The sequence below is a fragment of the Streptomyces sp. NPDC096193 genome, from assembly GCF_040302905.1.
Taxonomy (GTDB): domain Bacteria; phylum Actinomycetota; class Actinomycetes; order Streptomycetales; family Streptomycetaceae; genus Streptomyces.
This window is the reverse complement of the sequence record NZ_JBEOSJ010000001.1, coordinates 247786-271220: the sequence shown is the minus strand read 5'-3', so window position 1 is coordinate 271220 and position 23435 is coordinate 247786. Positions and strand designations below refer to the sequence as shown.

Annotated in this window: 20 protein-coding genes and 1 pseudogene; 11 read left to right on the top strand and 10 right to left on the bottom strand. The window is 70.7% G+C overall.

From position 1 onward, the window contains the following. Positions 1-159: 159 nt before the first annotated feature. The 4 genes from ABTX78_RS01260 to ABTX78_RS01245 all read right to left on the bottom strand — a co-directional run bounded on the left by ABTX78_RS01260 (position 160) and on the right by ABTX78_RS01245 (position 5305). Positions 160-579 (bottom strand): PPOX class F420-dependent oxidoreductase, encoded by a 420-nt coding sequence (locus ABTX78_RS01260; RefSeq protein ID WP_352204728.1) that lies wholly within the window; start codon positions 577-579, stop codon positions 160-162. A 150-nt stretch (positions 580-729) separates the two neighbouring features. Next, positions 730-1119 carry a TraR/DksA family transcriptional regulator gene (locus ABTX78_RS01255; protein WP_352204727.1) on the bottom strand — a complete coding sequence of 130 codons (390 nt, stop codon included), beginning with the start codon at positions 1117-1119 and terminating at the stop codon, positions 730-732. Between the two features lie 198 nt (positions 1120-1317). Then, complete coding sequence (locus ABTX78_RS01250) at positions 1318-3393, bottom strand: SpoIIE family protein phosphatase (RefSeq protein WP_352204726.1); 2076 nt, start codon at positions 3391-3393, stop codon at positions 1318-1320. A gap of 493 nt (positions 3394-3886) precedes the next feature. Further along, positions 3887-5305, bottom strand: coding sequence for a hypothetical protein (locus ABTX78_RS01245; protein WP_352204725.1), 1419 nt, complete (start codon positions 5303-5305; stop codon positions 3887-3889). 569 nt (positions 5306-5874) lie between these two features. Here ABTX78_RS01245 and ABTX78_RS01240 point away from each other — a divergent pair. After that, complete coding sequence (locus ABTX78_RS01240) at positions 5875-6297, top strand: hypothetical protein (protein WP_352204724.1); 423 nt, start codon at positions 5875-5877, stop codon at positions 6295-6297. A 63-nt stretch (positions 6298-6360) separates the two neighbouring features. On the opposite strand, the gene ABTX78_RS01235 is transcribed toward ABTX78_RS01240, so the two are convergent. After that, complete coding sequence (locus tag ABTX78_RS01235) at positions 6361-7587, bottom strand: MFS transporter (protein WP_352204723.1); 1227 nt, start codon at positions 7585-7587, stop codon at positions 6361-6363. A gap of 147 nt (positions 7588-7734) precedes the next feature. On the opposite strand from ABTX78_RS01235, the gene ABTX78_RS01230 reads away from it, so the two are divergent. Both ABTX78_RS01230 and ABTX78_RS01225 read left to right on the top strand, forming a co-directional pair. Next, positions 7735-8664 carry a LysR family transcriptional regulator gene (locus ABTX78_RS01230; protein ID WP_352204722.1) on the top strand — a complete coding sequence of 310 codons (930 nt, stop codon included), beginning with the start codon at positions 7735-7737 and terminating at the stop codon, positions 8662-8664. Between the two features lie 126 nt (positions 8665-8790). Beyond that, positions 8791-9699 carry a GNAT family N-acetyltransferase gene (locus ABTX78_RS01225; protein WP_352204721.1) on the top strand — a complete coding sequence of 303 codons (909 nt, stop codon included), beginning with the start codon at positions 8791-8793 and terminating at the stop codon, positions 9697-9699. A 52-nt stretch (positions 9700-9751) separates the two neighbouring features. Here the strand turns inward: ABTX78_RS01225 and ABTX78_RS01220 are convergent, their stop codons facing one another. Together ABTX78_RS01220 and ABTX78_RS01215 are read right to left on the bottom strand one after the other, a co-directional pair. Next, the gene (locus ABTX78_RS01220) at positions 9752-10888 is read right to left on the bottom strand and encodes a winged helix DNA-binding domain-containing protein (protein ID WP_352204720.1); all 1137 of its coding nucleotides are present in this window, start codon (positions 10886-10888) and stop codon (positions 9752-9754) included. Positions 10889-11039: 151 nt separating this feature from the next. Beyond that, positions 11040-12218 (bottom strand): PP2C family protein-serine/threonine phosphatase, encoded by a 1179-nt coding sequence (locus tag ABTX78_RS01215; protein ID WP_352204719.1) that lies wholly within the window; start codon positions 12216-12218, stop codon positions 11040-11042. A 160-nt stretch (positions 12219-12378) separates the two neighbouring features. Here ABTX78_RS01215 and ABTX78_RS01210 point away from each other — a divergent pair, with 160 nt between their 5' ends. From ABTX78_RS01210 to ABTX78_RS01200, 3 genes are all read left to right on the top strand, one after another. Further along, entirely contained in the window at positions 12379-12840 is a 462-nt protein-coding gene (locus ABTX78_RS01210) for a VOC family protein (RefSeq protein ID WP_352204718.1), read from the top strand. Positions 12841-13039: 199 nt separating this feature from the next. Further along, a complete protein-coding gene (locus ABTX78_RS01205) occupies positions 13040-13996 on the top strand; it encodes an RNA polymerase sigma factor SigF (protein ID WP_502993719.1) in 957 nt (318 codons plus the stop codon). 255 nt (positions 13997-14251) lie between these two features. Beyond that, the gene (locus tag ABTX78_RS01200) at positions 14252-14455 is read left to right on the top strand and encodes a cold-shock protein (RefSeq protein WP_313947888.1); all 204 of its coding nucleotides are present in this window, start codon (positions 14252-14254) and stop codon (positions 14453-14455) included. 245 nt (positions 14456-14700) lie between these two features. On the opposite strand, the gene ABTX78_RS01195 is transcribed toward ABTX78_RS01200, so the two are convergent. Together ABTX78_RS01195 and ku are read right to left on the bottom strand one after the other, a co-directional pair. Then, positions 14701-16146, bottom strand: coding sequence for a serine/threonine-protein kinase (locus ABTX78_RS01195; protein ID WP_352204716.1), 1446 nt, complete (start codon positions 16144-16146; stop codon positions 14701-14703). Positions 16147-16277: 131 nt separating this feature from the next. Next, positions 16278-17210: a non-homologous end joining protein Ku gene (ku, locus tag ABTX78_RS01190; RefSeq protein ID WP_352204715.1), complete on the bottom strand. Its 933-nt coding sequence runs from the start codon at positions 17208-17210 to the stop codon at positions 16278-16280. Positions 17211-17524: 314 nt separating this feature from the next. On the opposite strand from ku, the gene ABTX78_RS01185 reads away from it, so the two are divergent. The 4 genes and pseudogenes from ABTX78_RS01185 to ABTX78_RS01170 all read left to right on the top strand — a co-directional run bounded on the left by ABTX78_RS01185 (position 17525) and on the right by ABTX78_RS01170 (position 21260). After that, positions 17525-18757: a cytochrome P450 gene (locus ABTX78_RS01185; protein WP_352204714.1), complete on the top strand. Its 1233-nt coding sequence runs from the start codon at positions 17525-17527 to the stop codon at positions 18755-18757. A gap of 201 nt (positions 18758-18958) precedes the next feature. Further along, positions 18959-19390 carry an SRPBCC family protein gene (locus ABTX78_RS01180; protein ID WP_352204713.1) on the top strand — a complete coding sequence of 144 codons (432 nt, stop codon included), beginning with the start codon at positions 18959-18961 and terminating at the stop codon, positions 19388-19390. A gap of 207 nt (positions 19391-19597) precedes the next feature. Then, complete coding sequence (locus ABTX78_RS01175; RefSeq protein WP_352204712.1) at positions 19598-20446, top strand: alpha/beta fold hydrolase; 849 nt, start codon at positions 19598-19600, stop codon at positions 20444-20446. A gap of 14 nt (positions 20447-20460) precedes the next feature. Next, positions 20461-21260, top strand: a pseudogene (locus tag ABTX78_RS01170) (inositol monophosphatase family protein). Between the two features lie 39 nt (positions 21261-21299). Here ABTX78_RS01170 and ABTX78_RS01165 read toward each other — a convergent pair. Continuing rightward, positions 21300-21470 carry a hypothetical protein gene (locus ABTX78_RS01165; RefSeq protein WP_352204711.1) on the bottom strand — a complete coding sequence of 57 codons (171 nt, stop codon included), beginning with the start codon at positions 21468-21470 and terminating at the stop codon, positions 21300-21302. 482 nt (positions 21471-21952) lie between these two features. Between ABTX78_RS01165 and ABTX78_RS01160 the strand changes: the two genes are divergently transcribed. Beyond that, entirely contained in the window at positions 21953-23413 is a 1461-nt protein-coding gene (locus ABTX78_RS01160; RefSeq protein WP_352204710.1) for a cutinase family protein, read from the top strand. The last annotated feature ends 22 nt before the right edge of the window (positions 23414-23435 follow it).

The window sequence follows — 23435 nt, the reverse complement described above, 5'->3', positions numbered from 1 at the left end:
CCGGTCACAGGAGTGCCTGAGCGTTGGTCGGGACACGGAACCGGCCGCGCCGGAGCGACGTACGAACCCTCGATGTGAACGCACGGTCGTTCGTGCGCTCGACGTGAAGGCCGGAGATTCCTCAGCGCACCCCGTCGCACTGTCGCGGCCGGTCGCGCATCAGCCGGGCTGGCTGTTGTCCTTCAGGGTGCCCCACCCGTGCCAGCGGTCGATCTCGATCCACGCGCTGAAACGGCGGCGGTCCCGCTGGGGGTACGGCTTGCCGAGGTACTGCTCGGCAAGCCGGTCGATGTCGAGCAGCTCCTTGTCCTCCACGAGCTCGGCGACGCGGCCGATGATGCTGAGGTGGGTGTACCAGTTGCCCTCGTCGAGCACGGTGAGCGAGACACGCGGGTCGTTCCGCACGTGCTCCAGGCGCTTGCGCCCCTCGTCCATGTTGATCATCACCCGGCCCTCGTCCCACAGGTACCAGGTGGCCGTGGACACCGGCTGGCCGTCCGAACGCAGGGTCGTGACGACCGCCGGGTTGGCCTTCGTCAGCATGGCGACTGCTTCGTCGGGGAGCGGTGGCTTCGACATGGGACACCTTCCGTCACGCGTTGCTGGAGTCCTGCGGACGGTCATCGCCATGATCGTCCGAACCGGGCGTTTCGAGGCTTTTCGGCGGCCACGACCTTGCTACATTTCGCGGCGTCGCGCCACTGCATCCCTCTCACCGAGTCATACGCGTCAGCGGGTGGTTTTGTTCGCGCAGGTGATGCACACCGTGGCCGTCGGGCGCGCGGCGAGTCGCTCCGGTGCGATCGGCCCGCCACAGCGCTCGCAGACCCAATAGGTGCCTGTGCGCACCCGCTCCGCGGCCCGGTCGAGATCGGCCAGATCGGCCCGTGCCCGGGTCAGCATGTCCCGCAGCTGGGCGCGCTCGAAGGCGACCGTGGCACCCTCCGGATCGTGCTCGTCGTCGATGTTGGTCATGGTCGACGCCTCGACGACGCCGTCCCACAGGCGCGTCAGGGAGTCAATAAGGTGCTGACCACTGGCGCGCGCGTCGTCGATCAGCTCTGCCGCGGCCTTCCGCTGTGCGGGCGAGCCCGCGGGCGCTCCGATGTCGTCCTCCATGCCGGAGCAGAACACACCGGATCAGCCGCTCATTCCGGTGCGTGCCGTCCGTGCCGCACGTGGCATCCGTGCCGTCCGTGTCGCACGTGGCATCCGTGCCGTCCGTGCCGTCCGTGTCGCACGTGGCATCCGTGCCGTCCGTGCCGCACGTGGCATCCGGCTGCCGTCGTCCTCGGCGCTCCGCAGACCCGCGGCCCCTCACCGCCCTGGGGCGCTGCTCCGGCCCACACGGGCGAGGACGAGCACGGTGTCGTCGCTCGGCGGTTCGGGCAGCAGATGCGACAGCAGGCGGTCCGCCATCGTTTCCAGCTGGTCCGGCATCTGGCCCAGCTCCGCGCGTACGGCGGCCAGGCCCTCTTCGATGTCGTGGCCGCGGACCTCGATGAGACCGTCGGTGTAGAGGGCGAGAATCGCGCCGTCCGCGAGATCGGTCTCGATCGTCCGGAACGGGTGACCGCCCACCCCGAGGGGCACACCCAGGACCTCACCGAGCGTCTCGACCGTGCCGTCGGGGTGCCGTACGAGAGGCGGCGGGTGGCCGGCATTGGCGATACGGGCTCGCCCGGTCGTGGCGTCGTACGCGACGTACAGGCATGTCGCCAGCTCGATGCCTGCCTCCTGGGCACAGGCGTCGAGCTCGGCGAGCAGGTCGCCCGGCTCGTGGTTGTGCCTGGCCAGCGCCTTGGCGGTGATGCGCAGCCGCCCCATGTCCGCGGCGGCGCGCACTCCGTGTCCCATGACATCACCGACCACCAGCGCGACGCGGTCGCCGGACAGTTCGATCACGTCGTACCAGTCGCCACCCACCTCGGTGACGTGGCTGCCGGGCAGGTAGCGGTGGGCGACCTCGACATGCGGACTGGTCGCCAACGCGCTGGGGAGCAGCGCGCGTTGGAGGGTGAGGGCGATGTCCTGCACCCGGCTGTACAGACGCGCGTTGTCCAGGCAGAGAGCGGCACGGGAGGAGAGTTCGCCGGCCAGGCCGACGTCCTCGTCGGTGAAGGCCGGCCTCGCCGCGGAGCGTCCGAACATGGTGATGCCCTGGACGGTGCCGCGGGCGACGAGCGGAGCGATGACGAGGCCGGTCAGGCCGCTGTCCTTCAGGAGCTGGGCACGCGCCTGGTGAATGACGGTCCGGGTCATGAACTCGTCGTCGACCGGGACGTGCAGGGGGCGGCCCGACCGCAGCATCCGGTGGATGGCGGAATCCGGTGGGTAGATCACCCGGTCCAGCCCTCCCACGAGCTCCCCGGCCGGTGGAGGCAGGACCGTGCCGGAGGCGATCCTGCGGGTGACGAGCGGCTGCTGCGGGTCGAACACCGCTCGCTCGTCCATCCACTCCACGACTTCCACCACGGCGGCGTCGCAGAAGTCGGGAATCGCGGCGGCGACCATCTCCCTGGCGGTGACATCCACATCCAGGGTGGTACCGATCCGGGCGGTGGCCCGGGCCAGCAGGGCCAGGCGTCGGCGTGCGGCACTCGCCTCCAGGATGGCCTGCTCCCGGTCGGTCACATCCACCATCAGCCCGCCCACCCCGGAGCGTGTGCCGACCGCGCCACTGAGCGGGAAGAGGCTCACCGACCGCACCTGGTCCAGATCCGGATGACCGGGAGTGCGCAGGCCCACGAGAACTCCGGCGACAGTCCGTCCCTCCTCGGCGACCGAGCGGAGTATCCGCCGGTAGTCGCCGCCGTCGTAGGTGATCATGATGTCGTCCATCGGCCGTCCGAGATGCTCGGCGATGGACACACCGTCCATGTCGGCGAGCGCCTGATTGAGGTGGACGTACCGCAGCCGGTCGTCGAGCATGACCAGACCGATGGGGGTCGTCTCGAAAAGGGAATCGAGAAAGGCCAGGTTGGTCTTCACGCGATCGAGCACGTCACTGCGGCTGGCCAGGGCCAGGACCGTCGACGCGCTGTCGGTACCGACCACGCGGAAGGCCCGGAAACCGCAGTCGAAGACCTCGCCGTTCCGATGCCGGGCCGACAGCCGGCCACGCCAGTACCCCAGGGCCCGGCCCTGCTCCGCGAGCCGGACCGACGGGCCGGGGGAGTCGTCCGGACGATCGGCAAACAGTACGGCGGCGGCCTGGCCCAGAACCTCCGCGGAGCCGTGCCCGAAGAGTCCCTCGGCGCCGGGGCCCCAGTAGCAGACGCGGTTGTCCTCGTCGATGCCGAGGACGGCCACCGGCACGTGTTCAAGAAGCGACCCGGGTTCCGACCAGAGCGGTCCAGGAGCCCGATCACCCTCCGAACGGTCTGACGCCACTGAGGTCGCCTTCCACCCGCGGCACACATCGTCTCGCCCGGTACCCGACCGGCGGGCCGAGGCGCCGAGTGTCTTCCTCCACCAGTGTGCCGACATCAGGGCGGCTCCGCCGTGCCAGGACGGGCCCGGGGGAGCCGGACCGGGCCGCGGCGAGGTTCGCGGGCCGGCGACGGGAGCGGGGTGCCCGGGAAGCATGAGGCACGGCCCACGCGCGGAGCGCCGCATCCTGCCCGGAGAACGCCGGTGCTACGCCCGCCCACATTGCCCTCTTCCCGCACGGCGATCCGTGCGGCGGGCAGCAGGCGGCGGGCGGCCAGGGCCGGAGGTCCGCTCCGGGTCGGCGACCGCGTGGAGGGGACGGCCTGGGGCTACCGTCGCGCGGGGCACGGCCCGTTTTCGACGCCGGGTGTCTCGACGGCAACAGGCATTCCTTCCGGGGACCATGGAAAGAGGCCGCGATGTGCGCGGCTCTCTCGAAGGCAAGGGCCGACCGTCAGGTCCCGGAGCGCCTGGACCGCCGACGGAACACGAACCAGAGGCCCACCGCGACGCCCACCGCGCCCGCCCCCGCGACCCCCATCAGGGACGACCGAGACGCAGGCTTCGCGTCCACCGGGATGGCCGCCGTGTCGTTCGTGTGCGTGCGGTCGAACGCGCCGACGGCCCGGACCAGGCCACGGGCCCCGGCCACCTTCCTGTCGATCCGGAAGTGGAAGTCGATCGTGGTGTCCCGCCCCGGCGCGAGCGCCGAGAACGAGTCGGCTCCGAGATCGCAGACGTACGCCTTGGACGGCTTCTTCGGCCTGTCGCACACCCAGTCCGGCCCCTCGTCGTCACTCACGTAGGGAATGGACGTGACTGTCGTGCCCTCGGGCGGGATCACCTCGAAGCGGCCCCGCTCATCGCCGGGATCTCCCGGCCCCTCATTGCGTACGCCGAGGGCGACACGAACGGTGTCACCGACCCTTCCGGCGACGGTCCCCGAGACCGGTCGGTAGTCGGCCTGCTGGGTGGTGCGCACGTCGACAACACTGTTGGGGGCGCGCTGCGTGCCGAATCCCTCGTCGGCGACGCGCGTCAGCGTGAGAGGGGCGCCCCTGCCCCGCACGGTGTGGTCGCTGTCCTTTTCCACCTCGGACGACACCTCGTACACCAGCGCGTCGGCCATGACGCTCGGGTCGGCCCTGGCGGCGAACGGGCGGGTGAGCGCGTAGGCCGTTCCCGGTGCGACCGGGGCGGGGAACACGCACCAGGCGGAGTCCGAACGACCGCCGGGCTCACCGGAGTTGTAGAAGCAGTTGCTGTGCTCCCGGGCGAAGGTCAGGCCCCGGCCGGACGAGTGGATCTTCATCGCCACTCCTCGGTCCGCCGCGTACCGGCTGTGGTTGGCGAAGGCCGGAGTGATCCGCACCGTTCCGCCGGGACGCACTCCGTCGACCGGCGGATGCTCACGCGGGTCCAAGAGCGGACCGCCGACCCGCATCCGGGTCGTTGCGGTGACGGTGGGGGCGTTGTCGGCGGACGCGGTGTAGGTGATGGTGCCGCCGTCTCCCGGCTTCACTCCGTCGACACCGCTGATGGTGAACGGCGTCATGCTCTCGCCCTCGTTCGGGGATCCGTAGTCGCAGGTGAACACCTGTTTGTGCCGCCGGCAGTGGGAGTTGGCGAGCCGTGCCGTGCCCGACAGGGCCGAGACGTCGACGGTGAGCTCGATGTTCCTGGCTTCTGCGCCTTCCCTCCCGGCGACGCCCACCGGCACGGTGAAGGTGTTGTCGAACGCCTTCGCGCCCTCGTCCGCGGAGTACATGACGTACGTCGAGGGCGCGTCGATGGTGAGTGTCACGGGCTGAACTGCCGGGAGGGGAGCGGCCGTCGAGCCGTTCGTGCCGGTCAGGAGAATGGCGGCGCTCATGATCGCCACGACGGCGTGAGCCCGGCCCGACCGAAAATTCATGCGGGCGAGTATTCCACGGCGATCAGCCGTCGGCCGGGGCATGCCACGACCTCGCACCCCGAGCGGTTGATCATCTGATAACAAGCCCCACGGCCTCGCCTGGCCGCGGCGGCGACGAGAAGGCCGCAACCGGGGAGGGATGAACCGTGGCGGCGCGGATCAGGTCCAGGGTGCCGCAGGCCCGCTCCGGTTTCCCCCGGTCACGCCTCTCTGAGCTCGCGGGCCGGCCCCTAGGATCTGCGTATGGCCTCTCCGCGTTTGCGCCAAGCCCGGCGCGTGACTTTGATCGTGCTCGCCGCCGTCGCGGACGTCCTGTCGGTTGTCCTCAGCCGTCGCGGCAAGAGCGGCGGCTCCTCCGGTTCGTCCGATTCGTCCGACGACTGACGCCGAGAAAAATCGGCTCCCGCCCCGAGGCTCATGACCGTTCGTGCCGTGCCGCACGTGCTTGGATCTTCGGATGTCGGATCCCTTGCCCAAGGGGGCGACAAGGAGCCGAGTGCACGGGAACGGGACGTATGCGAACGTCGATGACCGCTGTGACACTGCTCGTGGCCGTGGGACTGATGGGCTGCGGAGGCGGCGGGACCACGAAGGCCGAGAATCGCGGCAGCAGCGAGGTATCGCGGAGTGCCTCACCGTCGTCCGCCGTGGCGGGCGAGTCCCACGAGGTGACCCTTGCGGTCGAGGGGCTGGGCAGGGTGCCGATCACCTACCGCGCCGACACCAGCGGTTTCGACGAGCAGACCCTGCCGTGGCGGAAGACGGAGACCGTCCGGCTCTCCGCCGCGGAACAGAAGACGGGCTATCTGGTGTCGGTCGTGCCGGGGCCCATCAAGTCCGTCGACGGTACGCAGAAGCCCGCCCCCTGCTGCATCACGGTCGACGGCAAGGCGGTCGCCGACAACGACGGCGGTCGGACCCTGAAGGGCTGCTCGTTCAGGATCAGGTAACGAGCCCCGTCGCAAGGAGCCAGGGGGCGAGGGAGCAGGCCGCCTCGGCCCCGTCCGCCCGGTTCACTGCGCCCGGTCTGCCGTGCGGCTCCGCCGGGGGAGCAGGAGCGGTGTGGCCAGCATGAGGAGGCCCGCGATCGCGAGTGCGGCGCGCGGGCCGGTGAGGCCGGCCAGCAGACCCCACAGTGCGGTCATGGCCGCGATGGTGGCCTTGCTGGTGACCGACCAGGCGGACAGCGTGCGGGCGACACGATCCGTTGCGATGTGGTCGAGCCGGTACGTGGCGAAGACCGGGTTGAAGACTCCCATGCAGGTGATCAGCCCGAGTTCGACGGCCATGACGAGCAGGAGCCCGGCAGCTCCGGGGCCGATGAAGGCCAGTCCGAGCGGCCAGCACGTCCGCAGCCACCCGGCGGTGAGCAGAACCCTGTGCGACCCGTACCGGGCGACGAGACGCCGGGCCAGCCGTGAGCCGATCAGTCCGCCGACGCAAGGCGCGGCGAAGGCCAGGCCGTACTGCCAGGGTGCGAAGCCGAGTTCGCCGAGCATCAGGACGGCGAGCAGCGGTGAGGTCGCCATGATCAGGCCGTTGACGAGGACCGTGTTGAAGAACAGGGGACGAAGGGCCGGCTCGGTCAGGATGTGCCGCCATCCGTCGAGCACGTCGCCGGCCCGGGGGCGGGCCCGCGTGCCGGCGCCTGCGGGAGGTGTCTCCTTGTCCCCGATCACGCGGATCCCGGCGGCCGACAGCAGGTGACTGACCGCGTCCGCGAGCACGGTCATCACGGGACCGAACAGCCCGATCGCCGCTCCGCCGACGGGCGGTCCGAGCATGGTGGCGGTCCATGTCGCGGCCTCGAACCGTCCGTTGGCGACCAGGAGGTCCTGCGGCGGCACGAGTGACTTGAGGAATGCCCCACTGGCCGCCCCGAAGGTGATCTCGGCGGCCGAGACGACGACGGAGACGACGAGGAGCTGGACGAAGGTGAGCAGGCCGAGCGCGTACGCGACGGGAATGCTGATCAACGCGGCGAAACGGGCCAGGTCCATCGCGATCATGACGGGCCGCTTGCGGCGGAAGTCCACCCACGGCCCGAGTGGCACCGCCACGGCCGCGCCCACCGCCAAGCCCGCGGCCGCCAGTGCGGCGACCTGCGCCGCCCCGGCGTGCAGCACGAGGATCGCGATCAGGGGGAAGGCCCCGAACGCGAGCCGTGTGCCGAAGGTGCTGATCGTGTAGGCGGACCACAGCCACGCGAACTCCCGGCCCAGCGACCGACTGGCGCCCATGCTCTGCACGCCCCTCGCAGTCGCTCCCCGACACGTTCCGAACCGGCGACATCAAAGCGAGCGGTGAGTCCGCGCGGCAAACAACCGCGCGGATCGTGAGACACAACCAGCGGTTGTACTCCCAGCGCACGGCCTAGGATGTACGCCGTGGATCTCCAAGCCGTACGCACTTTCGTCGTCGTCGCGGACGCCGGGCAGTTCCAGGAAGCGGCCGTGGATCTCTCGATCACGCAGCAGGCCGTCTCCAAGCGCATCGCGGCGCTGGAGAAGGCCCTGGGCGTCCGGCTGTTCACGCGTACGCCGCGTGGTGCCCGGCTCACCCTCGACGGGCAGGTCTTCCTGCCGCACGCCCGTGATCTTCTCCGTGCCGAGGAGCGGGCGGCCGCCTCCGTGCGGCCCGGCGGTCGCGCGCTGCGTGTCGATGTGATCGGCCGGCGGCTTGCGCCGGCAGCTCTGATGCGCGGATTCCACCGTGCTCATCCGGGGATCGCGCTCGACGTGGTGACGCTCTTCGACGCCGGCGCGGCGATCGCCGCCGTCCGGTCGGGCGTGATCGACGCGTCGTTCCGCGCTGTCACCGTGCCCGCTCGGCAGCTTCCCGAAGGCGTGGAGACCGTCCGGGTCTTCGACGAGCCTTTGCACCTGCTCACCGGGCCGGGCCACGCGTTGGCCACCACCGGCGCGGTCGCGCCCGCGCAGCTGGCCGGGCACAGGATCTGGATGCCCGGCATCGTCGCCGGTACCGAGTGGGCCGCCTACTACGAGGACCTCGCCGCCGCGTTCGGGCTCACCATCGAGGCGACCGGCCCCGATTTCGGCACCGAGCCGCTCCTCGACACCATCGCCGACTCCTCGGTGCTGGCGACCTTCGTGGGGGAACGGACCGAGTTCGTCCGGCCCGCCGACGACGACCTGCGGCGCGTTTTCGTGCACGGGCCCACGCCGGTCTATCCCCACTCACTGATCTGGCGCGGCGACAATCCGCATCCCGCGCTCACCGCACTCCGTGACCATCTCGGCTCTCTCCGGTCCGACCGGCGCCATGGCGAGACGTGGACACCGTCATGGGCGCAGTGATCCTGGAAGCTCTGGGCCGTGTCCGTGAAGGGCTGAAGGAAGGACCCTTTCGGCCGCAAACTGCCGCGAACTGCCGGGAACGCTGAATCCTGGACAGAACGGGTCATCACGGACAGGGTCGTCGCTGTGAGCCCACACCTGCCCGGCCCGAGGCTGCGTCCCTACACGCCCGCCGACCGCAACGCCGTCCTCGCTCTGGTCGATGACGACCGGATGGGCGGTGAGCCGGCTTCGACTCCGGCGATGCTCGACGAGGCCCTCCAGGGCCGTTCGTCCGTCGACGCCGGGTGGTGGGCGGAGCTGGAGCCTCCGGAGGCCGTGGTGGCCGAGGACGCGGACGGCGTTGTCGTGGGTGCGCTGTCGTACGCTCCGCGGCTCAAGGACGACACGGGCCAGTTGCTGTGGCTCCACTGCCGGGAGGACGCGCGGACGGCCGATGCGCTGATCCGCCGCACTCTCGCGGCCTTCGGGGCGCGCGAGGTGCATGCCTTCGGCTTCGCGTCGGCTCTTTCGCCGGGCCTGGAGGCGCTGCCGGTCCGGCACCGTCCGACGACGGCAAAGGCGCTTGAGCGGGCCGGGTTCACCGGGCAGCGGCTGGGGCGGTACATGCTGGCCGCGCTGCCTGTCGAGGGCCTGCCGCGGTTGCCGGACGTGCGGGTGGGCCCCGAGCCGGGGGACCGGCAGGCCTGGCGACTGGAGGCTCACCAGGGCCGCCGGGTGGTGGCCGAAGCCGTCGTGGGTTCTCCCGTGCAGGGGACCGGTGTTCTCCGGTGGCTCGGCGTCCTGCCAGACCTGCGCGGCCGGGGTCTGGGCCGCGCGATGCTCGGCAACGCCCTCGGTGTGCTCAGCGGGTGCGGAGCCCACACGGTGGTCCTGTACGTGGACGACGACGCGTCGGCGGGGGACGAGCGGGACCGTACGGCGGCGATCTCCCTGTACGAGTCGGTGGGTTTCGCGGAGGTGGACCGCCTGTACTCCTACTCCCGTCCGCGTGCCCCCGGAACCGGTGGGATGCCTGCGTCCGAAGCGCCGTAGCCGGGTCGCTTCCGGTCGGGACACGGGCGAACGGTCTGGGCGAACGGCCTTGCTACCCGGGGAGCACGCGGACGTCGGCGCTCGGCAACGTGGCCCACCATCCCGCGTACAGGCGGTAGACCTGAGCTTCGCGGTCGGCCAGCAGCGCCGCCAAACTCTTGGCCTCCGCGGCCAGTTCGTCCCAGACCGCGGCCGGCAGGTGGTGGAAGGCGGTCGCCTCGATGCCTCCCTGCACGGGCCGCCACACGCCGGCCACGTAGCCGTCGACCAGCAGGGTGGGCAGGACGTCACCGTTCACCCGGATGACCAGGGGCCGGTATTCCGGCGGGATGACGCGGCTGCGGTCGGCGTATGCGAGAAGGATGCTGTCCCACATCGCCATGAGCCGGGGTGGTGCCGGTGTGTCGGCCGCCGGGCGCGGTGCGCCGGGGATGTCGAACAGGGCCGTACCGTCCGGTCCTTCCCACTGCTCCAGGGAGTCGGAGAGGGCGCCCACCGCCTGGCGGGCTCTCGCGCGCTGAACCGTGGCGAACTGCGCGATGTCGGCCACCGACGCCGGCCCGAACCCTTGCAGATAGCGGCGGACCAGCGTCTGGAGCGAGGCGGCGGACGTCTCCGCGTCGAGCGCCGGCCGGGTCCCCGACACGACATAGGACGGACGGAGTCCGAACGACCACGGCCCGCCGGTGGGGGCGTGCACCAGGGGCGCGTACGACCGCAGGCCCCACCACGCGCCGGACTTCGGCGGCACACCGATCCGTGCTTCGAGCCAGGCTTCCATCTCGGCGGTCGTGCGCGGCCGGTCCGCGACCGCCAGCAGTTCCGGGACCAGCGCGTCCGCGTCGACGGGGGACAGCCCGCTCGCCGTGAAGCGTGAGTTGAGCCTCGCGGCACGCAGCGTCGGATGCATGGCCTCGCGGAACGAGCGGTAGTCGTCCCGGTGGACGGCGTGCAGGGTGATCCGTACCAGCGTCGCCTTCACGATGGCCCGGTCACCGAAGGCGGCGTCGAGGTCTGCCGGGTCGAAACCGCTGAGCCGGTTCCACAACGCGAGATACGGCGATGCGGCGTGCTGGGCCTGGAGTGCGACCACCCGGCGGACCGCGTCGACGGCACCGAGCGGCTCCCGCCGCAGAAGCAGCTGTCTGCCGAGCGTGGACCGGTTGAGTTCCCGCGCAGTGATCCTCATCCCGCGATTGTCCCGAACATGGTCAGCGGGGTCATCGACCCGTCCGGCTCCGGTTTCCGTACAGGTGGATGTGCGGGTGCCGTGGCCCGTCACTTGCACCGGGCGGGGCGGCAGCTCGGCATCCCACGTCGGCGTTCCTGTCCGCGAGCTGTCAGGGACGGCCGTGCCAGTCGAGGCAGACGACCATGGCGTCGTCCTCGGACGGCCCGGGCCCGCGATGGCCGACGAGCTCTTCCAGGACCGCGCGCGGTACCTGGGACGGGGGCAGCAGCCGGGTGTCGCGGACGGCCCTGATGAGGGCACGCTCGCTGTAGCGTTCGCCTCCCGGTGAGAGCACGTCGTAGACCCCGTCGCTGACGAAGAGGAGCCGGTCGCCCGGCTTGACCTGGAAATGCTGCGGTGTGTAGACCGTGTCCTCGAACATGCCGAGCGGCAGTTGGGCCTCCAGTTCCACGGGCTCGACGACACCCTGGCGCATGCGCCACACCCGCGGCGATCCGGCGTCGACGACCTCCGCCCTGCCGGTCGGCAGATGGAAGCGGAACAGCAGCATCGACACATACTGTCGGCCGGCGTGCTGGCCGTAGACCGCCTGGTCGGCCAGGGCAGCCTGATCGGCGAGGCTCAGGCCGGCGCGGCGGGCGTTGCGCAGGGCGTTCACGGCCAGATTGGTGAGCAGCGCGGCCTCGATCCCTTCGCCCATGCCGTTGTTGGCGCTCAGTGTGAGGTGGTCGGCGGAGGCGGACCAGTCGAAGTTGTCCCCGTAGATGGCGTAGGCCGGCTCCAGTTGGGCGCCGATGCTGTACTCGGTACGCGAGCAGGAGCGGCCCGGGAGCAGCTGCCACTGCATCTCGGCGGCGAGGGTGAGCCGCTCGGCCCGCCGGGCGAGCAGGAAGAGGTCCGTGTCGCGCTCGGCCACCATGATCTCGTGAGCCAGGGCGTCGGCGAGCTCCTGAAGCGCTTCGACGGTCGCGGGGGCGGGCTCCGAACCGGGAAGGGTCACACTCAGCACCCCCAGGCGGTCACCGCGGACGCTCACCGGCAGGTGGATCGTCACGGTCGGAGCGCGGTTGCCGGTCTCGGCGACCATGTGCGGCTCCTGCGCTCCGAAGGCGCGGCCGGCGGCGCTGGAGTTCAGAGGCAGGGGGGTGGTCGTGCGTGGCAGTTTGGCCATGGGCTGGAGCCTGGTCATGGCGTAGTCCGCCATGAGGAGGTCGACCGTCAGCGCGTCGAAGCGCTCCTCCACCAGCGCGCGGGCGACATCGAACAGCGCGTGGGGAGCAGAGTCGCGGAGCCGGCGCTCCACCCCGCCGGGTCTGTCAGCCTTCACATGTCCCACTTCCGCGGAGAGAAGCCCATCCTACGACTGGCGGGGGCGGTCGGGCCCTGCCGTGGCGACATGCCTCCAGGGGGTGTCACGCGTGCCGCCCTGGGGCCGGAGGTCCGGAGTTCCTCGCGGATGTCGGTGCCGGGCCCTATAAGTGGTGAGCATGACTCCCGCTCCGATGCACTGGAAGCTCGTCGTCGACGCCGACGATCCGCATGCGCAGGCCGACTTCTGGGCGGCCGCGCTGCACTACACGGTCGAGGACCACAGCGTCCTGATCGACAAGCTCCTCGGCCTCGGCGCCATCCCGGCCGAGATCGTGGTCGACCGCCATGACCGGCACGGCTGGCGGGATGCGGCGGGGGTACGCCACCCCGAGGACCCGCACGACCCGGAGAGCGGCGCGGGCCTGGGCCGCCGGCTGCTCTTCAATCGCGTGCCGCGGCCCGGGAAGACGGTCAAGAACCGTCTCCATATCGACCTGCACGGTCCGGCCGGCGAGCGGGAGGGCGAGGTACGACGCCTGCGGGCTCTCGGCGCGCAGGTCCGGACCCACATCAAGGAACCGGCGGGCGAGTGGGTGGTGATGACGGACCCGGAGGGCAACGAGTTCTGCGTGCACTGAGCTGTTGCGGGGCGGCAAGGGGTTGTGGGGGCGTCGGGCACGGCTCGGATCGACCCGGCCGATCCGCAGCGGCCGGGCGTGATGGGCGAACCGGAGCGGCCGGGCGGGCTCATCCGTACCGGCTGAGGGACGTGCGGCGGGTCGCAGTGATCAGCCTCACTTGCATAGAGCGAAAAGTTGTCGAGCGGCAACAGTGTGAATGTGTGGCGAGTGGGCAGGCGCTCGGCAGACATGGCCCCCACTACGAGGTGAAGTTGTGACTTTCTCGACTCAGTTGACCGGCGCTTCGGCTCAGGACCTCGACGTTGCCGGGGCGTCTACGGACGTGACCGGCAGCGGAGCCGACGCCCTACCGTGGATCGAGGATGCGGGCAAGATCGCTCCCAAGGATGCCCGGCAGCTGTCGAAGCTGTTCTTCGACCAGCTCCAGGTGCTCGAGGAGGGAACTCCCGAGTACCAGTACGCGCGCAACACCCTGATCGAGATGAACCTCTCGCTCGTCAAGTTCGCGGTGCGGCGGTTCCGCAACCGGGGTGACGGCGAGATGGAGGACATCACCCAGGTCGGCACGATCGGCCTGATCAAGGCGATCGACCGGTTCGAGCTGTCCCGCGAGGTCGAGTTCTCGTCCTTCGCCATCCCCTACATCGTGGGGGAGATCAAGCGCTTCTTCCGCGACAGCACCTGGGCGGTGCATGTGCCGCGCCGGCTTCAGGAACTCCGTGTCGAGCTGGCCAAGGCCAAGGAGGAACTCGCGAACCGGCTGGATCGCGACCCCACCGTGAAGGAGCTGGCCGAGCACCTCGATCTCACGGAGGACGAGATCATCGAGGGCCTCGTCGCCGCCAACGGCTACATCGCGGACTCGATCGACACACCGACCGCGGGTGACGAGGACTCCAGCGACGGAGGCCGCACCGTCGTCGACAGCATCGGCGACGACGACCCCGCCATGGACCTGCTCGAGAACCTGCACTCCCTGGCACCGCTGCTCGAACAGCTCGACGACCGGGAGCGCACCATCATCGAGATGCGCTTCGGCCGCGAGCTCACCCAGGCACGCATCGGCGAGGAACTCGGCATCTCCCAGATGCACGTCTCGCGTCTCCTCGCCCGCACGCTGACGAAGCTCCGTACCGGGCTGCTCACCGGCTGACGGGCAGTCGAACGCACCGCGTCACCCCCCACCGGCCGTCCGAAAGACACGCCTTGACCGCACGAACTTGATCAGGTTGCTGGGCAGGCCGGTGGGGAGCGGTGTAGCGTCAGCGTCAGCTGTCGTGGTTCCAAGTATCCAACGTCCGTGAGCCCCGTGTTCACGGGCGTCTTGCTGTTCAGAGTGCCTGAGGACCAGGGCGATCACCTCCGGCTCCGCAAAGTGCGGAGCCGACGTCAAGTCCTTGGAGGACAAATGGCCAGCGGTACAGTGAAGTGGTTCAACGCGGAGAAGGGCTTCGGCTTCATCGCCCAGGACGGTGGAGGCCCGGACGTCTTCGCCCACTACTCCAACATCAACGCGACGGGCTTCCGTGAGCTGCAGGAGGGCCAGCAGGTCTCCTTCGACATCACGCAGGGCCAGAAGGGCCCGCAGGCGGAGAACATCACCCCCGTCTGAGTCGCCTGAAGGTGCATAGAGGGTGCCCCGTTCCCGGCTGCCGGGGGCGGGGCACCGGTGTGTCGTGGGGCAGCCCCGCGCGTCGGAACCGGGGCCGGTGTCGTGCGGCGGCTCGGGTACGTGAGCGGGGTCTGGTGGGTCGCGCGGCGGCGCCCCCGCGTCGTGCGGGGTCTGGTGGGTCCTGCGGCGGCGCCCCGTGTCGTGCGGGGCCCCGGTGTCGTGAGGCTCCGATATGTGAGCGCGTGTCAGTCCTTCGTGTCCTTGCCCGCCTTCTCCCCCTTGCCCGCCTTGTCCTTCGGCTGGTGCGCTCGCCCCTTCGACCGGCGGTGGTCCTTCTCCGGGCCGTGCCCGGGCGATGCGTACTCCGGCGTACCGAAGGACGCGGGCGGCCGGACAGCGCCGGTGCCGCCCGGGGGCGAGGTGCGGACGACCGGCAGCTGTACCGCCGGGACCGCGCGCCGGGTGGGGTCGACGGCATCGGCCGGACCGCGGGTCGCGGCGACCGGGTCCGCTGCCGCCGGCTTACCTCCGGGCTCGGGGGCCGGTGTGCCGGAGTGCCCGGGCCGAGGCGCGGAGTCGGGCTCCGGAGTGGGATCGGGCTGCGGGACGGCCATCTGCTTCCGGCCCGCGTCCGAGCCGTCGTCCGCCGCCGTGAGCGTCGTGCCGAGGATGGCAGCGAGGGCGGCCGCGCCGGCCATCATCAGGCGCCGGCTCCGCGTCGGCGCGGGCACGGCCGAGGCGTTGATCCGGTGGGTCGGGGCACCGTCCCGGCGGCTGGGAAGGCCATTTCGGTGACCTTCCGTGCCGAGCGAGCGGACACCGAACCGCCTCGGGGCGGGCGCGGCGGACGGGACCCGGGGAGGGTCGACACGCTGTGACTCCAGCGCCGCCGCGCACTCGTCCGCGTCCGGTCGTTCCGCGTCGTCCACGGAGGTCATGGCGGTCAGCAGCGACGCCATCTCGCCGGGGAGGGAAGGGGGCAGGACGGGAGGGCGGTGCAGACGGGCTATCGCGGCCTCCAACGGGGCCCCCGTGTACTCGAGTTCGCCCTTGAGGCACTCCAGCAGCACCAGGCCCATCGCGTAGATGTCCGCCGCCGTCCCGGCGCCCTTGCCGAGCACCTGCTCCGGTGAGAGATAGGCCGCCGTGCCGATCAGGGCGCCCGGATCGGTGTGCGAGGGAGTGTCGAGCATCCGCGATATGCCGAAGTCGGTCAGATACGGCCTGTCCTCGGCGTCCAGCAGGATGTTGCCGGGCTTGACGTCGCGGTGCACGATTCCGGCGGCGTGCACATGGGTCAACGCTCCCGCGAGCGCGGCCCCGAACCTGCACACCCAGGAAAGGGGACGCGGGCCGGAGGCGATGCGCCGCCGCAGGGTGACACCCTGGACCAGCTCCATGACCAGGAAGTCGGAACCTTCGTGGTGCCCGGTGTCGTAGACCGTGATGAGGTTGGGGTGCCGAAGGCGGGCCAGCAGGAGCGCCTCCTCGGCGAAGCGCTCCTCCATCTCCGGATCCGCCCCGGGCCGGAACACCTTGACGGCCACCGGGCGCCTCAGGCGCAGATCCAGTCCCCGGTACACGTCGGCGGCCCCGCCTCGTCCGGCAAGGGCATCGATCCGGTAGCGGCCGGCCAGCACATTGGCTGTGAGCCCGGATTCCCACACGGACGGCGGGCGGCGGACCTTCATGAGGTCTCCCGAGTCTTCGACGGCAGCGGGCAGCGTCCTGCGACGCTTCACCCGTGTACCCACCACATGGCCGACCATCCCAGGCAACGGACGCCGTCGCCCTGACGGGCCCTCGCGGGGGCCGTATGTCCTCAGGCGCTGCGGGGCTTGCGTCCGCTCGTCTTCTTGGCGGCGGCCTTCTTCGCGGTGGCCTTCTTCGCCGCGGTCTTCTTGGCCGCGGTCTTCTTCGCGGCCCGCTTCTTGGAGCGGGGCATGTCGTGCACGGTGGCGTGCTCGCCGCTCTCCCCGCGGGACTCCTTCGCCGCCTGCACCGACGCGTTCAGAGCGGCCATCAGGTCGACGACCTCGCCCGCCGGGCGCGTCTCCTCCTCGGCCCTGGGCGGCGTCTTCCCCTCGGCCTTGGCGGCGATGACCTCCTCCAGGGCTTCGCGGTAGTGGTCCCTGTACCCGGAGATGTCGTCCTCGCTCATGGCCTCCATCAGCGCCACGGCACCGTCGATCTCGCTGTCACCGACCTCGACGGGGTCGGGGGCGAGCGCCTCGGGGGAGCGGATCTCGTCCGGCCACCGCATCGCGTGGAGGACGATCGCGTCCTCCTTCACCCGCAGCAGTCCCAGCCGCTCGCGGCCGTGCCACGCGAACTTCGCCACCGCCACCTTGCTGGACCGTTCCAGCGCCTTCCGCAGCAGCGTGTAGGGCTTCGCCGACACCGCTCCGGAGGCGGCCAGGTAGTAGCCGTTGGAGATCCGGATCGGGTCGATGCTGTCCGCCGGCACGAACGCGACGATCTCGATCGCCTTCGCCGTCGGCAAGGGCATGTTCGCCAGGTCCTCGTCGGTGATCTCGATCAAGGTGTCCTTGGAGACCTCGAACGCCTTTCCGATCTCGTCGTCGCGCAGCTGCTTGCCGTCAAGCTCGCAGATCTTCCGGTACCGGATCCGTCCCATGTCGTGCAGGTGGTACTGGTGGAAGCTGATGTTGTGGCTCTCGGTCGCCGGCAGCACCTTGATGGGGATGGTGACCAGGCCGAACGAGATGGCTCCGGACCAGACGGGGCGGGGCATGAGAGACCTCCGTGTGCAGCCCCGAGACCGTCAGCGTACGGCCGTGTCCGCGACGCGGCACCCCCGCAGCCGCCAGTGCGGGGAAGGGGCCCGCGGCCGCCCTCACGGGGTGGTCCGGTCGTGGCGTGAGGGGTCCGGGTCCTCGGTGGCACACCGAGCGGGCCGCACGCGGTCGTAGCCGGGCCCGTCCCGGCTCGGAGAAGCGGGCCCCGCTCCGGTCGACGGCCGTCGGGTGTCTGGGTCTCGCCGCTCCGGGCACTCGGCCCCCTATGAACACTCTCGCCGCCCCCCTCCGAGACAGCAGCATCCCTCTGATGACCAAGGGTTACGCCTGGTTGCCCGACCGCATGCGCGCCAGCGGCGGCCTCCCGGTGCAGACCCGGATCCTGGGCCGGACGACGACGGCCGTCCGCGGCCGGGAGGCCGTGCGCTTGTTCTACGACGACCAGCACGTGAGGCGACGATCCGCGCTTCCCGGCCCCGTTCTCGACACACTGTTCGGCCGGGGTGCGGTGCACACCCTCGACGGGCAACAGCACCTGGCGCGCAAGGCGCTCTTCATGTCCCTGCTCAAGAACCGGGGCGCGGTGGCGCGCCTGGCGGAACGGGCCGGAGCGGAGTGGGACGCGGCCGCGCGGGACTGGGCGGTGCGTCCCGCCGTCGAACTGTTCACCGAGTCGAGCCGGGTCCTCACCCGCGCGGTCTGCGACTGGGCCGGGATTCCGCTCGGCGCGGCCGAGACCGCGGAGCTGGCCGATGATCTGGTGGCGATGGTCGACGGCTTCGCCGCGATCGGCCCCCGGCACCTCAAGGCTCGTGCCGCTCGCGCCCGGCGCGAGGTGTGGCTGGAGGCCCTGATCCGTACGGCGCGGGCGGAGGCGGGGACGGACCCGGGCACCGGCCGGGGCACGGAGTACCCGGCCGGCTCACCCCTGCGGGCGGTGGCGCTGCACCGCGACGACAGCGGCCGGCTGCTCGACTCGCACACCGCCGCCGTGGAGGTCCTCAACATCATTCGCCCCACGGTGGCCGTCGCCTGGTTCGTGACCTTCGCGGCGCACGCCCTCGAGCGGTGGCCGGGCCGACGGGACGCACTGCGCCGGGGTGACCCCGCGGACGCGGAAGCGTTCGCGAACGAGGTTCGGCGCTTCTACCCCTTCGTGCCGTTCGTGGGCGGTCTGGCGGCCGGAGAGCTGCGGTGGCAGGGCGTGGTCGTACCGGAAGGAAGCCTCGTGCTGCTGGACGTCTACGGCCGGCAGCACGACCCCGACGTGTGGCCCGACCCGTACGCCTTCCGCCCCGAGCGCTTCCTCGGCCGGAGCGTGGCGAGCGACGAGCTGATCCCGCAGGGCGGTGGGGACGCGGCCACCGGTCACCGGTGCCCCGGCGAGGACATCACCGTCGCCCTGCTGAGCTGCCTGTCCACGCGGCTGGCGGACATGAACTACCTGGTGCCGCCGCAGGATCTGTCGATCAGCCTGCGCCGGGTGCCCGCGCGTCCGAGCAGCGGCTTCGTCGTGTCCCTGCGAGTGCCTTCCGACGCCTGAGGGGCACAGGCGGCGGCAGACCCCTCGGCCCCGGCCCATCGCGTGGGCAGCGTGGGCGAGTTGGGCCGGTGCCGCCACCGTCGTCGTCCCGGGCCGCGCCACTGCCCGCTCCGGCGCGCGGGAACAGATCGTGTGCGCCGCGTATCGGAGGGCACCCGGTGAAGGAACGTGGAATACCGGATCGTCAGGAAAGGACCCTCCATGTCGGCATCTCTGATCGAAGCCGTGGACGTCAACGCCCCCGTCTCCGTGAGCTGGGGTCTGTGGCAGGACGTGACCGAGTGGCCGCGCTTCCTCAGCCATGTCGAGCGGGTCGACCGGCTCGACGGCCGGCGGTTCGCCTGGTGGCTTTCGCTGCCCGGTGCGGACAAGCAGTTCATCGCGGAGCTCACCGAAGTCGTGCCGGAGGACCGGATCGCCTGGAAGACGGTCGCCGGTGTGCACCACGCCGGTGTGGTCACCTTCCATCACCTCAGTGACACCACCAGCCGCGTGACACTGCAGATCGAGTACGAGCCCGACGGCTTCATCGAACACCTCGGTGCGCTCACCAACCTCGACAAGACGCTCGCCAACTACGACTTGGGCGAGTTCCAGCGCATGGCCGAGGAGCTCGCGGGCCGGCGTGTCTGACCCGCGGCCGCCGCGACGACCCGCGGGAACCGAAGCGGCTCGCTGAACAGGGTCGTACGATCCAGGCCCTCCGCCGTCCACGCACGGCGGAGGGCCTCGGCCTGCCCGTCCGCGCACGACACACCGCGGCTGCCGGTGCGGCCCGACTCCTCGGCGGGGCGACGAATTCGGTTGCCGGGAGCGGATGCCGCTGACAAGGTCGTCGCCATGCCCACCCTCACCGCGTACGACGGCACCGAACTCGCCCACCACGTGGTCGGCGACGGTGGGCCCGTGGTCTGTCTGCCCGGCGGACCGATGCAGGCGTCGGCCTACCTCGGTGACCTCGGCGGCCTGTCCGCGCACCGGCAGCTGATCCTGCCGGACCTCCGCGGGACCGGGGAGTCCGCGGTGCCGCAGAGCGTCGACTCCTACCGCTGCGACCGGCTGGTCGACGACGTCGAGGCGTTGCGTGAGCATCTCGGCCTCGACCGGATGGACCTGCTCGCCCACTCCGCGGGCACGAACCTCGCGGCGCTCTACGTGGCCCGTCACCCCGAGCGGGTCGGCAGGCTCGCGCTGATCACGCCGAGCGCCACGGCCCTCGGTATCGCCGTCCCCGGAGAGATCCGGCGCGAGACCGCGCAACTGCGCAGCGAGGAGCCGTGGTTCGGGGCCGCCTTCGCGGCCCTGGAGGCGATCTTCTCGGGCAAGGCGACGGACGACTGCCGGCAGGCCATCGAGCCCTTCTTCTACGGCCGTTGGGACGACACGGCCCGCGCCCATCAGGCGGCGAAGGACGGTCAGAAGAACGAGGAGGCAGCGGCCGTCTTCGGCGCCGACGGTGCCTTCGATCCGGATGCCACACGTGCGGCGCTCGCGGGCTTCGCCGGGCCGGTGCTGGTGCTCGCGGGGGAGTACGACCTGAACTCTCCTCCCGGCCCGACGGCCGAGTGCGCGGAGTTGTTCCCGAACGCCGAATACGTCGTCCAGGCGGGAGCCGGTCACTTCCCGTGGCTCGACGACCCGGACCGTTTCGTCGCGACCACCGCCCGCTTCCTCGGGCGACAGGCGTGAGTGAACCAGTCGGGATCGACTCGACTGCGCACCGGGGTGATGCCGAGGTCGCGACGGCCGCCGTGCGTGCGGGTGCGGAGGTTGCGCTCGGCAGATACGGGCAGCGGCTCTCCCGCATCGACAAGGGTCCGGGGACTTCGCCACCGACGCCGATGTGGCGGCCGAGGAGGCGGTCCTCGGCGTCATCCGGGCTGCCCGGCCCGACGACGCGGTGCACGGCGAGGAGGGCGGCCGGGGGACGCGGTGCGCGCGTGGTTGGTGGATCCCTTGTGCGGGACGCTCAACTACGCGGCCGGCACCATGCTGGTCGCGGTGAACGTGGCGCTGGGCGACGGCCCGGCGGCGGTGGCGGATCCGTTCAGCGGCGAGGTCTTCCTCACCGACGGCACGACGGCGTGGGTTCGGCGCGACGAGGTGGACGAGCAGCTGGTACCTACGGCCGCCACCCGCTTGGTGGACGTGAACCTGGATCCGCCGTTTCCGAGCGCGCCCGGATTCCGTGCCGTGGATCTGCTCGCTCACCCGGATTTCGTCGCGGGTTCCGGCCGCGGGTGGTGCGAGCACGTCGGCGCTTGCCTGGGGCGCGGCCGACAGGCGTGCCGCGTACGTCACCGACGGCGGTGACCTGACCGAGAGCGTGCACTTCACCGCCGGTATCGCCCTGTGCCGGGCCGCCGGCTGCGTCGTCACCGGAGTGGACGGCGCCCCGGTGGGACAGGCCGGGCGGGGCAGGCAGGGCGGTCGCGGTCTCGTCGTGGCCTCGGACGCCGAGACGCACGGGCTGCTGCTGTCGATGGTGCGCGGACAGCGCTGAAACGGACACCGCGAGGGCCCCTGGCGACTGCCGGGGGCCTCAGTCGTCGCCGACGACGATGGTGCGCTCTTCCTCGTCCCTGCCGTCGCCCTGCTGCGGGCCTGATCTGTCCTCCGGGACGAGTACAGCCGGTATGCACGTCCGCACGGGCTCTCCTGTGCTGCTGTGCCGACTGGTGATCAGCCCGGTTTCCGCGGGTGAGCCGTTCACGGTCCGACTCCTTCTTCCTCAATTGGCGGCGAATGGAAAAATGCCCGAGGGCATTCTGCGACTCGGGTACCCATCGGTGCGGTCGCAACACATCCCCGTGCGTTCCCTCGGCCGGGTAATGCGTTCCGCGCGAGGTGAGCAGCGTCGTTTCCATGAGCTTCGAAATGTTTGAGGTCCGGCCATTCGCCTGCCATCGTGGTCGAATGTCCCACGTCCCACGGGGCGTTGGAGTATCGGAGGACGATCCTCCGATATCGAGAAGGTGATCGTGCGCCATGACGTGATCCTTCTGTGCTCACAAGGGGGAACAACGCATGAGAAATCCGAGAAAGCGGAGAGGGCCGGGGGCGCGCCGGGCACGGAGCGCCCTGGTCTGCGCACTGCTCGCCGGATTACTGTCGGCGGCGCACCTTGCCGCCGCTCCCACCGCGGCCGCACTGCCACCGCCGCCGCAACCGGCGATGAACTGCGATAAGCCATGGGTGATCATCAATGCTTATGGCACGTCGGAGTACGTGGAGGAGGGGAAGACCACTCCGTACGGCTCCGTCGGCGTGAACGACACTTATGTACGCGCAGTGAAACAGGCTCTCGCGGAACAGGGTGTACCGGTGAGCGACATCACCGCCCGTAATCTTCCCTATCCCGCATCCGCGATCGGCTGGGATCTTCCGTGGCCCTTCCCGGGGGACAATCCGGGGCCGGACGACTACTGGACCTCGATGGGGAAGGGACGCGACGAACTCGTCCGCGAGATCGAATTCTATGCGAACTGTCCCAGCCGGCCGACGCTCGTCATGATCGGATACTCCCAGGGCGGTCAGGTCGTCAAGAACGCACTCGCCTCTCCGGCCGTGGCCGGGGACCAGGGGCGGTCCGCCGCGGTGGGCGCCGCGATCACGATCGGTGACGCGTCCCGCCACAACGGGCAGATCGGGATGGCGCAGAACGGCCAGATGCTCACCCTCAGGCCCGACTACCAGCCCGGGCAGACGACCATCGACCGCGGCGGACTGATGCAGCGCGTCTCCGTGCCGTCGGCGTTCGCCGGACGCCTCGGCGACGGACGGTACTTCGATGTGTGCCGGGTCGATGACCTCGTGTGCAACAAGCCGGGCCGTCCCGGGTCCGGCAACTGGCTGCTGGAGTTCGCCCTCAGCATCGACGACGGTACGACCAACCCGCCGCACATCGCCTACCGCGACAACGCCCGTACCAACGGCAATCCGGCGATCGAACGGCAGAACCGCGAAGGCAAGCGCGTCGCCGCCCAGGTAGCCAAGCGTGCGGTTGCCGCCGCGGTGGCCCAGCGCAACATCGTGCACCCGCCTCCGGATCCGGGAGCGCCGGCCGGGACCACGCCGGTGGAGATGTGGGCGACGGACGTCAACGTCCGCACGGCGCCGACAACGGACGCCGATGTGACCCATCGCTTCCCGGGCCCCACCACGGTTCATGTCGCCTGTCAAAAGCGCGGTGAGTCGGTGACGGACGGCGGCGTCACCAACGACGTCTGGTCGTATCTGCCGGTGCAGCACGGTTGGATCAGCAATCTGTATCTGCGGGGGCCCGCGTGGATTCCCGGCGTGCCGGAGTGCGCGGGGGCACCGACACCTCCGAGCCAGGGGCTCTACAAGTGCGCCATCGGGGGCAACCCCAACGACTGGTGCGCCCGGGTCACCGCCATCGACCCGGGATCCTTCCTCGGCCTGTACAACGCGCCCGACTACGACCACGGCCGGGTTGCGAACTACCACGGCCGCAACGGCGATCAGCTGATTGTGCACTGCTGGACGACGGGCGCGGTGGACGCGGACGGCACCGGCAACCGCTACTGGTTCTTCGCGGACACGGGAGGAGCGCAGTCGGGCGGCTACGTCAACGACCACTACCTGACAACGGGCAGGTTTGCGGACTGGAGCAAGGTCATCCCGCCCTGCTGATGGATGCCCGAGTGTTGCTTCG